The 12,405-nt window shown below is 58.8% G+C and carries 13 protein-coding genes; 7 read left to right on the top strand and 6 right to left on the bottom strand.

Annotation, left to right across the window (positions count from 1 at the left end; translation table 11 throughout):
- Positions 1-55: 55 nt before the first annotated feature.
- Positions 56-454, bottom strand: a complete 399-nt coding sequence (locus ACWJJK_RS00325; RefSeq protein WP_077728153.1) for a hypothetical protein — start codon at positions 452-454, stop codon at positions 56-58.
- Positions 455-1,230: 776 nt separating this feature from the next.
- Here ACWJJK_RS00325 and ACWJJK_RS00320 point away from each other — a divergent pair.
- Positions 1,231-1,683, top strand: coding sequence for a Kazal-type serine protease inhibitor family protein (locus ACWJJK_RS00320; RefSeq protein WP_086133210.1), 453 nt, complete (start codon positions 1,231-1,233; stop codon positions 1,681-1,683).
- A gap of 91 nt (positions 1,684-1,774) precedes the next feature.
- On the opposite strand, the gene ACWJJK_RS00315 is transcribed toward ACWJJK_RS00320, so the two are convergent.
- Positions 1,775-2,734, bottom strand: coding sequence for a radical SAM protein (locus tag ACWJJK_RS00315; RefSeq protein ID WP_077728155.1), 960 nt, complete (start codon positions 2,732-2,734; stop codon positions 1,775-1,777).
- 402 nt (positions 2,735-3,136) lie between these two features.
- Positions 3,137-3,679 carry a THUMP domain-containing protein gene (locus ACWJJK_RS00310; protein ID WP_156881352.1) on the bottom strand — a complete coding sequence of 181 codons (543 nt, stop codon included), beginning with the start codon at positions 3,677-3,679 and terminating at the stop codon, positions 3,137-3,139.
- A gap of 234 nt (positions 3,680-3,913) precedes the next feature.
- Between ACWJJK_RS00310 and ACWJJK_RS00305 the strand changes: the two genes are divergently transcribed.
- The 3 genes from ACWJJK_RS00305 (at position 3,914) to ACWJJK_RS00295 (ending at position 5,767) form a co-directional block, all read left to right on the top strand.
- A complete protein-coding gene (locus tag ACWJJK_RS00305) occupies positions 3,914-4,510 on the top strand; it encodes a PIN domain-containing protein (RefSeq protein ID WP_077728157.1) in 597 nt (198 codons plus the stop codon).
- Positions 4,511-4,582: 72 nt separating this feature from the next.
- Positions 4,583-5,248 (top strand): FMN-binding negative transcriptional regulator, encoded by a 666-nt coding sequence (locus tag ACWJJK_RS00300; RefSeq protein WP_454128533.1) that lies wholly within the window; start codon positions 4,583-4,585, stop codon positions 5,246-5,248.
- Between the two features lie 9 nt (positions 5,249-5,257).
- Positions 5,258-5,767 (top strand): protein tyrosine phosphatase family protein, encoded by a 510-nt coding sequence (locus tag ACWJJK_RS00295; RefSeq protein ID WP_347258953.1) that lies wholly within the window; start codon positions 5,258-5,260, stop codon positions 5,765-5,767.
- A 135-nt stretch (positions 5,768-5,902) separates the two neighbouring features.
- On the opposite strand, the gene ACWJJK_RS00290 is transcribed toward ACWJJK_RS00295, so the two are convergent.
- Positions 5,903-6,241, bottom strand: coding sequence for a hypothetical protein (locus ACWJJK_RS00290; protein ID WP_454128532.1), 339 nt, complete (start codon positions 6,239-6,241; stop codon positions 5,903-5,905).
- Positions 6,242-6,271: 30 nt separating this feature from the next.
- On the bottom strand, positions 6,272-7,399 hold the full coding sequence (locus ACWJJK_RS00285; RefSeq protein ID WP_454128531.1) for a trypsin-like serine protease: 1,128 nt from the start codon (positions 7,397-7,399) through the stop codon (positions 6,272-6,274).
- Between the two features lie 269 nt (positions 7,400-7,668).
- On the opposite strand from ACWJJK_RS00285, the gene ACWJJK_RS00280 reads away from it, so the two are divergent.
- Genes ACWJJK_RS00280 through ACWJJK_RS00270 form a run of 3 tightly spaced genes read left to right on the top strand, consistent with a single transcriptional unit; the run spans position 7,669 to position 10,640 of the window.
- Complete coding sequence (locus ACWJJK_RS00280; RefSeq protein WP_454128530.1) at positions 7,669-8,553, top strand: SGNH/GDSL hydrolase family protein; 885 nt, start codon at positions 7,669-7,671, stop codon at positions 8,551-8,553.
- Positions 8,554-8,561: 8 nt separating this feature from the next.
- Positions 8,562-9,185: a hypothetical protein gene (locus tag ACWJJK_RS00275; protein ID WP_156881356.1), complete on the top strand. Its 624-nt coding sequence runs from the start codon at positions 8,562-8,564 to the stop codon at positions 9,183-9,185.
- Positions 9,186-9,194: 9 nt separating this feature from the next.
- Entirely contained in the window at positions 9,195-10,640 is a 1,446-nt protein-coding gene (locus ACWJJK_RS00270) for a DsbA family protein (protein WP_454128529.1), read from the top strand.
- Positions 10,641-11,563: 923 nt separating this feature from the next.
- On the opposite strand, the gene ACWJJK_RS00265 is transcribed toward ACWJJK_RS00270, so the two are convergent.
- Positions 11,564-12,403 (bottom strand): SWIM zinc finger family protein, encoded by an 840-nt coding sequence (locus tag ACWJJK_RS00265; protein ID WP_077728166.1) that lies wholly within the window; start codon positions 12,401-12,403, stop codon positions 11,564-11,566.
- Positions 12,404-12,405: the final 2 nt, after the last annotated feature.

Raw genomic sequence — 12,405 nt, 5'->3', positions numbered from 1 at the left:
GGCCCCCGATAAAGCCGGGAACAGAGAGCGAAAGTCCTTTAAAAGGCGAATTTGGTCAAGCGTTTAACGGTGGGGCGCGCGGGGCGGTATTGCGGTAGAAACACGAATCCGGCGAGGGTGATTCCTCGACAAGAGATGGGGTCGCGATTAGTTGTGATCGCCGAATCGACGCGGCGATGGAGGGAAGGCAAGGCTGATCATCGGCGATCGGCGAAAACTTGGCTTTGCCGGCCTCGCCCCAGAATCCGGCCTGAACGCTGATAATGACGTCCTGATCGAGCGGCGGCGCATCGGCTTGAACCGATGTCTCTCCGCTTTTCGAAAGGAATTCCAGCCCCGGAACATGCAGAAAGCCGCCCGTTTCGCCCCCGGTGTGCGCATGAACCCACGGCGCGATGACTTGCATCAGCGTCAAGAGAACTAGCAGGATCGTACGGGAAGCGAGCGTTGTCACAGTTCGACAATAGTACGGATGGTAAAAACTTGTACAGTATAGTCCTTATGGAAGGCCGAAAAAATCCAGTGATGCGCCATGGCTGTACAAAAGAATCCCGACACCGATGCGTGGAGCGTATAGGCTTTGACACCGGCCGCAGTCACGGATTTCCTCGACAGCTACTCGAAAGGAAATGCCGAGCCCGCATGTCTCTATCGCGACCTTAAAGCCGATACTGTGGTTTGGAGCTAATGCCGACGCGGTGTTTCGAACATCCGAAGAAGAGATTTGCGCCGCATTCAGCTGAGATTTTGGCTGTACGGCTAATATCCGTCTGCTTGGCTATCACGATATTCGGATCGAGGCGGACCCGCTGCTTGCCAGTGCCAGTGTAACTGTCTAGTCACCGATTTCGTATCGAAGCAGAGGGAAAAATCTCGAATTGAGTCTCATCGAAATTCTCGCATCCCGTGAATACCAGAATCCTTTCCATCCCGGTCAGGCCTGTTGGGAGCACCGTATAATGCGACTCCTGCCTAATCTACGATGCTCCGATCTCGGGTGGTTCTAAGACATTCTCTCAGTCTGGAGCCGATAGACCGGCGACCAACCATATGCCTTGCACATCCAGAGCTTTACGCCTTTTCCATAGCGTACATATACTTAGCCGGCCCTCATCGAGGGTGTGCAAGGAGGACTCGATGGAAATTCAGGGAATCCGGCGCCGCAAAACCGCGCTATTCACATGCCTTACGACAACATCGAACGATGTTGAACATCATGGAGATTAGAGTATGAAAAGGCTTGTCACACTGCTGGTTTATTTTTCTTTACTTGCTTTGCTTGCTGGTTGCGATCGCGAGACTCCGCCCAAACCACCCGAAACCGTATGCGGTACTATCCGCGGGTTGTCTTGTCCGGAGGGACAATACTGTGATCTTGGCGTCGGCCAGTGCAAAGTTGCAGATGCACAAGGGGTCTGCAAAACCAAACCAACCGCTTGCACCAAGGAATTCGATCCCGTCTGCGGTTGCGACGGCAAAACTTATGGCAATGCCTGTGAGGCAGCTGCCGCTGGAGTTTCCATCGACCATCAGGGCGAGTGCCCGAAAACTGAACCCGTAGCCTGTGGCGGGATCGCGGGAACCAAGTGCCCCGATGATCAAGTCTGTGTCGATGATCCGAGTGACGACTGCGATCCCACCCAGGGCGGCGCGGATTGTCCAGGTATATGTAAAGCCAAATAGAGGAAATGCCGACATTCGGGTGCGATGGCTGCCGGCTATTGCCCCGGATGTTGCTTCCGCATGCGCGGAAGCTGGATCAGTAACATGACGCTCAGAGCAAACGGTTCACGGGTGACGGTCGGTCCTGCCGCGTCAGGCCTAGACGCCGGGCGATATCCAGCACTTCTCTGTATTCCGTCGCGGCAATGCGGCGGGATAGCTCCGGCAGGTCGCTGGCCCGATAGCCGGGATAGTACTGTCCCATCAGATTGACATAAGTCTCCGTGGAAATCTCGCGGGCGATAAATTTCAGAACCTTTTCCGTTCCGGCCAAGCCGGCCGGCAGAATCAGGTGTCGAACCAACAACCCCCTGTAAGCCAAGCCATTCTCGGCCAACCGAAGGTTGCCCACCTGTCGGTACATTTCCTTGACCGCCGCCCGGTTGACCTCCCAATAATTCCGCACATGCGAATATCGGTGGGCGATGACGGAATCGCCGTATTTCATGTCCGGCATATAGATGTCGATGATGCCGTCCAGCAGAGCGAGAGCTTCGGGACTGTCGTAGCCGGCGGTGTTGTAGACCAGGCGCAGCGTGAGTCCCCGCCGGGCGGCAATCAGCGTCGCTTCGAGAATCTGCGCCACCACATGGCTGGGGGTGACAAAATTGATGTTGTGGCAGCCTCGGGCCTGCAAGTCCAGCATCATTGCCGCCAGTTCGTCCGGCTCCACTTCGCGGCCCTCGCCTTTTTGGCTGATTTCCCAGTTCTGGCAGAATTCGCAGCGCAAATTGCACCAACTGAAGAAAATCGTTCCCGAGCCGTTCCAGCCGCGCAGGACGTCTTCTTCCCCGTAATGAGGACCGTAGCTGTAGACGACGGCACGCTCTCCGGTCCGGCACACCGCGCCTTGGGTCGTACGCAGCCGATCTACCCGGCAATAGCGCGCGCAGAGATCGCAGGATTTAAGATGCTGACGGGCGATGCGGACCCGTTGCTCCAATTCGCCGCTTTCGAGCAGTGTGAGATAACCGGCTTGAAAGCCTTCCGGGAGGTTTTCCGCTGGATTCATGGCTATGCGACTTAAAAATAATCTTCAGGGCTTCTCGATCACAAAATCGATCAGCAGATAACACCATTGGCCATTGACAGGCATCCGGCTGTTTCGCATCACGAGGCGGGAAAAAATTTGCTGGCTAAAGCGTTTTTCACCGTAGTTTAGCGGTAAGAATCGGGAAATTCGTAGGTCGGCAATCCTTTGCCGACACATTGGGTCGGCGAGGAGCTTTGTCGGAAGGGTCGCGACTAAAGCGACCGTTTGCGATTGGGAAGGGATTGGCGACCTACCGCACTCAGGGCTTCCCGATCCGCCAAGCCGATCGGCACATCGCCCCATTACCCGCCTTTGACACGCATCGAGCGGCTTCGTATCACGAGGCAGGCAAAAATGTTGACGGCCAACGGCAGGTCTTGCTCAGTCCAAACCCAGAAACGGATAAGTCCGCAATTGCTCGCGCGTCCACAGCGAAAGCCCGCCTCGCTGTCCGACCGTTTCGACGGCTAGTATGGCATCGGGATCTTGGAAGTCGATCGAGGCCGGCATTCCGGCTTCATCCAGCTTGGTCAGCAGGAATTCGTCGAGAAAACGCTCCTCGTTCTGGCTGGACAGGCGCCCGGCGAATCCGCGGCGGTGCATGCGCACATGGAATCGAGCGCCAGCTAGATCTCGCAGCCAGCGGGCGGTGGCCTCGCGCGCTTTTGCCTCGAACTCCGGCGGGGTCTGAAAACCGAACAGAGCCGTGAGGGGAATCGCGCGGGAAATGCACTGCGTGAAGATTTCGGGATCTCTGTCGGACCACTCCTTTAGGGTCCTGAGAAATCCTTCCGAATCTTCGAGCTTCATCACCAGCACATTGAAATAATCGGTTTTGTGGACAGGACCGAGCGTTTCGAGCAGATCGCGGGCACGCCTGAACCCATGCTCGAACACCGAAACGACGACATTCCAGTCGTGCATACCGCCTCCCCAAGTATGTGGCTTGGATTTCGAATATCCTGCCTATGCAGCGCAACTCGGCAGCGCTTATTGCTCAGGGTCGATTTATTCCGGAAAAGTTCCCGCAGGCACGGAGCCGAACCGACGTTCCGGCGTTTTCATCTACGCTTTAGTCATGGAGCTTGCCGGCACCCCATAACGAGACGCGGGAAGGCCGACATGAAGCCATCTGGAAATTCGGGGGGAAGCCGCCACGTGAAGACGAATTACGTACTCATAGACTACGAGAATGTGCAACCGGAGGCGATCTCCGTTCTCGACAAGGAGCATTTCAAGGTTATCGTGTTCGTCGGAGCCAATCAGTCGAAGCTTGCGTTCGAGATCGCTGCCACGCTCCAGCGCATGGGAGATCGAGCGGAGTACGTCAAGATCGCCAGCAACGGCTCGAATGCGCTGGATTTCCACATTGCTTATTACATCGGCCGGCTTGCGGTGTCCGAGCCAGACGCGTATTTTCACATCGTCTCTAAGGACACAGGCTTCGATCCGCTGATTCAGCATCTCAAGAGCAAGAAGATCTTGGTGTGCCGATCGCGGGACGTCACCGACATACCGATCATAAAGGCAGTCAATCCGATGCCCGCGACCGAGAAACTCGACCTCATCATCAGCGATCTTAAGCGGCGCGGTGCTTCAAAGCCGAGAACCGCCCAGACATTATCGAGTACGATCAACTCCCTTTTTCAGAAGCAACTCTCTGAACAAGAACTGGCGTCCCTGCTCCAGGAGTTGCAAAAGCAAGGCCTGGTCACGGTCAACAACACCAGGATTTCTTATGCGCTTCCGGCCTAGAACGGTTCATTGGCGTGGACCGATTAGGAAACGGCGCGTTTTGCCGTCCATTGCACATCAACGAACAAGGCCATGTACGTTCCACCACATTTCGAAGAATCGCGAGTCGAAGTCCTGCATGAGCTGATTCGCACGCATCCGCTCGCCACGCTTGTCACATTGTCGCCCGGCGGAATCGACGCGAATCACATTCCTTTACATCTCTCCGAAGAACAGGGCCGATTCGGCATCTTACGCGGCCATGTGGCGCGCTCGAACCCGATATGGCGCGACTTGGTTTCGGATGTCGAGACGTTGGCGATATTCCACGGCCCCGACAGCTACGTCACCCCATCCTGGTATGCCACGAAACGGGAGCATGGCAAGGTGGTTCCGACCTGGAACTACGTGGCCGTGCATGCCTACGGTCCGCTTCGCATTATCGATGACCCGGTCTGGCTGCGGAGCCAGCTCGAAGCGCTCACCGACCGGCATGAAGCCTCGTTCAGCGAACCGTGGTCCGTATCGGACGCTCCTAGCGAATTCACCGACCGTCTGATCGAAGCGATCGTCGGCGTCGAGATCGTCATCACCAGACTCGTGGGAAAATGGAAGGTAAGCCAGAATCAGCCTGCGCCTAATCGGGCGGGCGTGGTCCGGGGACTCAGGGAATATGGAAACCATGATGCCCAGGAGATGGCTGCCTTGGTCGAGGAGTTCGATAAACACTCGTCTGCCGCCAAAATGGAAGACACGTAGGTATCATCAATGGCAATCGATGAGATCAAAAACTATGTCGCTCTTTCCGACGAACTGGCAACCGGGGGTCAGCCGACGGAAGAGCAACTTCGGCTGCTGGCGCAGGCAGGCTTCGAAATCATCATCAATCTCGGGTTGCTGGACCCGCGCTACTGCCTGGCGGACGAGGCCGGTCTCGTCCGATCACTGGGCATGACGTATCACCACATTCCGGTCGATTTTCCGGCGCCCGAGTGGAAATACTTCCGGCAGTTCCTCGAGCTTATGGACAAATCGGAAGGCCAGAAAGTGTTTGTCCATTGCGCCCGCAACTATCGGGTCTCCTGCTTCATCGCGCTGTATGGCCAAGCGCGGCTGGGCTGGTCTCTCGACCAGGCCCGGGCGCATATCGGACGCGTATGGGAACCGAACGAAATTTGGGCGAGGTTCCTCGATGCCTCTCGCCCGGCTGCTGATAGTTTGGTGCCGACGAATAACCGGGAGAACACGGCGGACGAAGATAGACCTCGGGAAGATTGACGAAGCGGCACCTACTTTGCTCTATCGAAGCCCGATCCCTACGCACGCGTGTGCCCCGCCCCACCGCTCCTTGGCATCCTTTGCGATGCGACTCACGCGGTGCAGTCAACGTCCCGGAAGATGGCGTTCGCAGCGCTACTCCGAAGTAATATTGATACCGACAATCTTCGGCCGGTCGTGGATGCACTGGGTGTCGTCCACGACCATTATCACGCGGCGGCGGGCAACGAACGCCGTGAGTGCGGCGGAATAAAACGTCTCATAGCCGGGAAACGATTTATCCGAGATGTAGCCGTCCGGCGTGGCGCAACCGGCGGGATTGACGATCGGCTCGGCGGTGACGACGGCGAAGCTATCCAGATTCCAGCCTGTGCGTACCATGGTGATCGATCCGGCCTGAGAAACCGGCTGACCGACGGCTGGCGCGGATAATCCGGCGGCGGCCGTGGCGAGCATTATGGCGATAGGGCGCATGTAGTCCTCCGTTGATGTGGGCGGATGGTGTCAGTCGGCTGTCCGTAGGGCGCCGCGAACGATGGGTATAATGGCGCAGGCGGGGCCGATGGCGCACTCCGGCGTCGCTTTGGTGGTGCTTAGGATCTCGTTGATGAAGGGTTCGGTCGACACGTATTGGCAGGCACTGGCGCCGGTGGCCCAAGACCAATTTTGCGAGGCGGCAGGCGTGTTGGGGATGTATCCAGTCGGTGAGCAAGTGGACTGGACCCCCGCGATGCCGATGCCGAATCCGTTGGCGGTGACCACAGTCGGACCTCCGCTGTCGCCGCCTTGACCCACCTGGTTCGCACTGTTCATGACAAGCTCATAACCAGTATCCGTGATAGACGAAGGCATGAAAGGCGCGCTGCGATAGGTACCCAGGCCACCGGATGGCTGTGCGGTGGGCGTGCCGAATACGCCGGTAGCAAACGTGGAAAAACCGCGGCCATATTGGGTGACCGTGTCGGTGGTCGTCAGTCGGCCGCTGAGCACGACCGATCCGCCACCTTGGTCACGTGCGACGACATAGATCCGCTGACTGTCCACTGCGCCAAGATCGGCGGCTCCTAGGTAGACGAGGACAATGTCACGGATGTCGGTCGTATTCACGTTTACCGCGAACGCATTCACGTTCACCGCGAAATCATGGATACGCGAAGCGATGCCAACCTGGCCAGGTGCCCAGTCGGCCGTGACGCGCACCTGATCGGGCGGCATAAGGGGGTTGGAGATCGGGTCGTTAACAGTCCTCATCCCTCCTGGAGGAGGTGGTTGGGTGACGCAGTGACGCGCGGTCAATACCCAGTACCGATTGAGAAGTGTTCCCGAGCAGCCATTGATCGTGATAAGCCCGAGTTGACGCTGGGTCTCGAGATCAACCTCCGTTCCCGCAATGATCGGCTGGCGAACGCGGCAGATGCGACCTTCCGGGGTATCTTCGCATTCCTGTGCTTGCACTTCGGTGGAAATGAATAGCGCGCCGAGCGATAGCAGTGCCGATAAAACAACGCACAAGCTATTGTATTGAAAAGTAAAGCTTCTGGCTTTATTCGTCCTGCACCGATCTGCGTAGGAGCGGTTCAAGGTATCGTCGCAACACAGGATCGGATTACGTGTCGGTCGATTGCTTGCCATGCCTCTTCCCTGCTATTTGCTATGACATAGCGGTACAAGCCATTTATTGCATTTGATAGTGCCCCGCCTCCAAAGTTCGCATCGTTCGTGCCCGACGAAATACTCCTTCCGATCGGATAGCTAAATTAGCCGGCCATAAGCTTTACTGGACCGAAATTGAAACGAGCCTGGACGGCGTAGAAGCCGGACTTCGCGCCGTATCGCGCGGTTCATGAACTTCCTCACCTGCCTTTAGTCACTTAGGAAACCTCATCGGATAGGAGATCGCTATGAAGATTCATAGCCTAGTCACATCAGGAACCTTATTGACGGTATTCCTCGTGGCCCGCTCGGTGCTCGCCCTGGAACCGGGCCAAAGCGAGCCGAAGCGGCTCTTTTCGACGGGCGATTCCATGACGCGGGGATTCAATGCCAATATACCCTTGGATAATCTGAACCTGAGCTGGGTGAACGGTTATCACGGCTTTTGGGAGGATCTCTTCGATTTGCCCGATGTCGAGTCGCATAACCAGCGCATCGATGCCAATTTCGGAGACAGCGATCGCAGCAATCAGACGGCGGCCGAAAACGGTGCGACGATGGGCAATCTGGCGGCTCAAGCGTCCGGCACGGCCGGCAAGAACGTGACTTATGCCACGGTGCTGCTGGGTTCGAACGATGTGTGCAAGGACTCGATCGCCGATCTTCCCACCGACGAGCAGTTCAGAACGCGATTCGAGGGCGGCATGGATACCCTGCTCGCGAATTTGGCTGCGGGCGCTACCGTGCAGGTAGTGGCAATCCCCAATATCGTCGAGGTCTATAACCAGGGCCGAGTCAAACAATCGCTGGGGCTGGTCGATTGCCCGGAGGTTTGGGCGACGTCGGGCAGTTGCGGCTCGGTGCTTTCGCCCGATGCGACCGATTCGGACCGTGCTTTTGCGCTGTCCCGGATCATGGCGTACAACCAGATGCTCCGGGAAATCACCGAGAACAAGGCCGCACAGCATCAGGACAAGTTCATCTGGTTTACCGATGTGAGCTTCACCTATCCGTTCACGCAGAGCGAACTCTCCAACCTCGACTGTTTCCATAGTTCCTGGGAAGGACAAAAGGCTCTATCCAGGGAGACCTGGAATAGCGGTCCGTTCAGGGAACATCAGGAACTTGACTAAGCCGCGTTATGAGCCGGGTCGCCGCATTCTTATCAGGCGCGGGAGTGGCGGGCGCGATCGCGGTACTTCTGTCTACTCATTCGCCGCAGGTTCCGGTCGGCGAAGATGTCGAGCAATGGCAGGCGCGCGCCCGGAAGGCGGAACAGGAACTCGCGGTGCTGCGGACTCAGCTGGAATCTTCCGCCGCGCGGCAATCGACAGCCTCCTCCACATCCATTTCCGTCACAACCCCTGGTCCGATTTCTTCGCCAACAATTCCTCCGCCGCCTCCCGATCCCGATGTCGAGTTTGATCCCGTGCGCCACGAGCAATGGGACGCCCTGGTTAGCGGCGCGCTCGAGCGCGAAGTGGAGCAGCGCCTCGGCCAAAGGCTCAGCCCCGATCGGACGGCGCGGCTGCTCGAGGCTCTACGACGGCTGCGCGATGCCTCGGCCGGATTGCGCTCGGAATTTCTCGATCCCCAAAATCCCGATTCCCTGCGCGATCACCTGGCGCGCACGCTGGTGCTGGTGGAATCGGATCGCCTTTTTCGCGAAGAGCTCGGCATCGGCTTCTCGGACTTCCTGCGGGGACTCGACGGCAATCCCGTCGAGGAAGTCCATCCGGCGGAGCCTGGCGGATCGCGTCGATAACATCGCCCAATGTGGATCATCCTCCTGATGCTCTTCTTGGTCGGAAGCCCGGCCGCTCTTGGCGACGAGGCGGCGGCCAGAATGAACGGACAGACGCTTTTGTTATCCGAGATCGACGCGCCTTCGCGCCCGAAGATCGTCCGATTGCACCAAGCCTTGGTCGACCAGGCTGCCCGGACGCTTGATCGGCTGATCGACCGGCACCTTCGGACGTCCTCGGCGGCGATGAAATCCCCTTCGTCCAAGCCGGTCACGGATGAAGCGATCCGCGACTTTCGTTCGTCACGGGCGGAAGATTTCGAGGGGCCTTTCGCGCCCGCCGAGACCAGGCGCCATCCGAGTGCTGCGCGGCCCGCGATCCGGCACTATCTGGAGCAGAAAGCGCTCGAAGCCAGAAGCGCCGAGACGCGCCGCGATCTCCGGAAAGGCCATGCCATTAAAATCCTGCTCCCGGAAGCGCGGGAGCTCGAACAGCCGCTGGTCCCGGAGCGAACCGTGGCGCTGGTGGATGGTGTCCCCATCCCGGCCGGGAAACTCGAGCAAGCCGCAGCGCTTCGTCTCTATCGGCTGAGAAAGGAGATCCATCTCGAGCGGCAGCGTAACCTCGAAGCGGCCATCGAGAATCGGCTGCTGAACGAGGAGGCCCGGCGACGCGGCATTACCACCGAGAATCTTTTGACAAAAGCGACACAGGACGCGGCCGTCCGCGACGAGGAGTTGAATGCATTCATCCAGTCGGAAAGCGCGGCGGGCCGGCCGGTATCGGACCCCGAACGTGCCCGACAATACCTGGCTTTCCGTAAAGCCCATGCCCGTCGCACCGCGTTGGTCGAGAGGCTGCGGGCCTCGGCCCGCATCGAGATCCTGCTTGAGGAGCCCGCTCCACCCCGTCTTCCCATGATCGAGGCGAATGCCCCCGTCTTGGGCGCACGGGAAGGACTGCGTCTCGTCGTCTACACCAACTACCGCTGCACGCCTTGCCGGAACTCCCATCGGGAAATCGATCGGCTCCTGGCCGGCGACCGAAAAGTGCGCGTCGTCTTCCGCGATTTCATTCCCGTGTACGATCCCGTGGCGAGCGAGGCGGCCCGCTTGTCGCGCTGCGCCGGCCGGCTGGGCGCCTTCCAGCGCATGCGCAAGGAGCTTTTGACGCGGGGTCCGCCGCCTTTCGGAGAAGCCTGGTACAAAGACGAAACCCTCCCGGTACTCGCTCGCAGGCTGGGTATCGATTCCGCCGCCTTGGTACAGTGCCTTTCCTCCGCGGAGATCGGCGAGGCCATCGCCAGGGACACCGCGGAGGCACTCGAATTCGGTTTCGAGGAAGCGCCATCCTTCGTAGTCCAAGGCATACCCCTCTCGGGCATGCAGTCGGCCGAAAGCCTGGCTGAAGTACTCCATCGGAGAATATCGCGGGATGCGCGGCATCCGGTTAGGCAGGGAGCGAATCCACACTGATTCTGAAAGACCGGCCGGCTTATGGCTCTCCGTTCGGGACCAAGCCGCGACGGCGGGCCTCTCGATCGTTGAGAACGCGTGCGAGCACTTGAGCTGGATCGACCATGTTGGAATCGCATCATCCTAGAAACGGCAGTTGGACGTGCCGGAGTGTGCGGCGGGCGGGTCGGCTGGCAAGGCGCGACGCCGCCGCGGGGTAGTCTCCCGCAAGAAGGAGCAACGCCGCCAGGTGGCCCGCCCGCCGTGCAATCGGGTGCGTAGCGGCTTCACCCAAAAGGTGAGATTGATGCAGGGCGGGACGTTCAGGACTCATCGGGCTTTTCAGGTGCATCGAAGCGGTCAACTGCCGTTTCTAGGATCATGCATTGGCAAGCGAAATCGATTCCGGACGAGGCTTGGGAGCTAGAGCATTTTCATACCGACTGTACGGGCACTCGCGAGTAGGTCGGGAATCCCTTCCCAATCGCAAACGGGCCTTTAATCGGCCCCTTCCAATCGCAAACGGCGTCTTCGGGAAGGGCGTGGCCGGCGCTCCCGGCCAGGCCGTTTGCGATTGGAAGGGTCATCCCAGCGCTCCTGGGATGACCGTTTGCGATTGGAGCGCCGAAGCCGCCCTTCCCGACGACACGTCCCCGCCGAGCGTCTTCGTCGGCAAAGGATTGCCGACCTACGAAAGCTTGAGTCGAGCTACCCTGGCCGAAGGCGCCAACGACTCCAGCAGGCCTGTTTTGCCGTACGAGCGAGATGAGAACGCTCTAGCAAACGCTTCGGGTCAAACTGCCGCTAGCCCGCTTGGCAAATGGGATCAGGCTTCCATGATTTCGCCGGCGACTTGAATGCCCCGGCTGACGAAAAAGCATATGAGGAACTTGCGTGGACGGCCGACAACATCGATGGATTTTCCCGATTGTCGCTCGCTTCGTTCACATCCAATCCTTCGCCTTTTTCCTGACCTGCTCGTAAAAGGCCTCCATCACGTCGACGAAGGACACGTCCTTGGGCCAGAACGGCGGGAAATCGCCGCCTTTTTTGACCAGAATGCCCGAAACCGGAGCGGGTTCCGGCGGTTCCACGCCGGAGGGCAGTTTCTTCGCGCCGCGCCAGTAGTCCCTGGGAACGACTGTGTCCGGCACGGTGCTGGGCACGGGACGACTGAAGTAGGACTCCGCCGGGTACAATTCGCCCCCGTTCTCCGTCAAGGCGGTAGCTAGCGCCGCCCCCAAGGGCGTGCTCTGAAGTCGCCGGGCCAGTTCGGCGCGGGGAAGTCCCCGGAGTTCGAACAATAGAAAGGGATCGTGATCCAGCCGCGAGGCGAGCAGGTAATACAAAGCGGCAATGTGTTTGCACGGATTTTCCGGATCGGGACATGAACAGCGCGTCTTGATGTCTTTGCGGCTCCGCGGCAGGAGATCGATTTCCAGATTCTCGAACGGCTTTTCGATCTCGTCCGGCATTTCGTTGAGAAGCAAGCGGGCCAGAAATCCCGCACGACTCCCGATGAGCCGGATGGCGTTATCCCAGGCGGACGCCGGCAGGGACAGGAACTCGATGTGAATCTCATAGATGGGCTCCTCGTAAAATCCGAGGTAGGGGCTCATCCGTCCCCGCACCCGCGCCAGGACTTTGTTCTGCTCCACCCGCCATCCGAGAATGCGGTGGGTGCTGAGATACTGGCGCCCACGCATCAGCCGCTTCGGGTCGGTGAATGTTTCCATCGCTTCGATGAACCGCTGGCCCCACCAGGTCTTGCCGATCTTGCTCATGG

This window comes from Methylocaldum gracile, from assembly GCF_053646815.1.
Note: the sequence above shows the minus strand (reverse complement) of the source record. Positions and strands in the feature narration are given on the sequence as shown.

What these genes read in the sequence shown, in the direction of transcription:
- ACWJJK_RS00320 (WP_086133210.1), top strand. Translation starts at nt 1,231, where the DNA reads ATGAAAAGGCTTGTCACACTGCTGGTTTATTTTTCTTTACTTGCTTTG.
- ACWJJK_RS00315 (WP_077728155.1), bottom strand. Translation starts at nt 2,734, where the DNA reads ATGAATCCAGCGGAAAACCTCCCGGAAGGCTTTCAAGCCGGTTATCTC.
- ACWJJK_RS00310 (WP_156881352.1), bottom strand. Translation starts at nt 3,679, where the DNA reads ATGCACGACTGGAATGTCGTCGTTTCGGTGTTCGAGCATGGGTTCAGG.
- ACWJJK_RS00300 (WP_454128533.1), top strand. Translation starts at nt 4,583, where the DNA reads ATGTACGTTCCACCACATTTCGAAGAATCGCGAGTCGAAGTCCTGCAT.
- ACWJJK_RS00295 (WP_347258953.1), top strand. Translation starts at nt 5,258, where the DNA reads ATGGCAATCGATGAGATCAAAAACTATGTCGCTCTTTCCGACGAACTG.
- ACWJJK_RS00290 (WP_454128532.1), bottom strand. Translation starts at nt 6,241, where the DNA reads ATGCGCCCTATCGCCATAATGCTCGCCACGGCCGCCGCCGGATTATCC.
- ACWJJK_RS00285 (WP_454128531.1), bottom strand. Translation starts at nt 7,399, where the DNA reads ATGGCAAGCAATCGACCGACACGTAATCCGATCCTGTGTTGCGACGAT.
- ACWJJK_RS00280 (WP_454128530.1), top strand. Translation starts at nt 7,669, where the DNA reads ATGAAGATTCATAGCCTAGTCACATCAGGAACCTTATTGACGGTATTC.
- ACWJJK_RS00275 (WP_156881356.1), top strand. Translation starts at nt 8,562, where the DNA reads ATGAGCCGGGTCGCCGCATTCTTATCAGGCGCGGGAGTGGCGGGCGCG.
- ACWJJK_RS00270 (WP_454128529.1), top strand. Translation starts at nt 9,195, where the DNA reads ATGTGGATCATCCTCCTGATGCTCTTCTTGGTCGGAAGCCCGGCCGCT.
- ACWJJK_RS00265 (WP_077728166.1), bottom strand. Translation starts at nt 12,403, where the DNA reads ATGAGCAAGATCGGCAAGACCTGGTGGGGCCAGCGGTTCATCGAAGCG.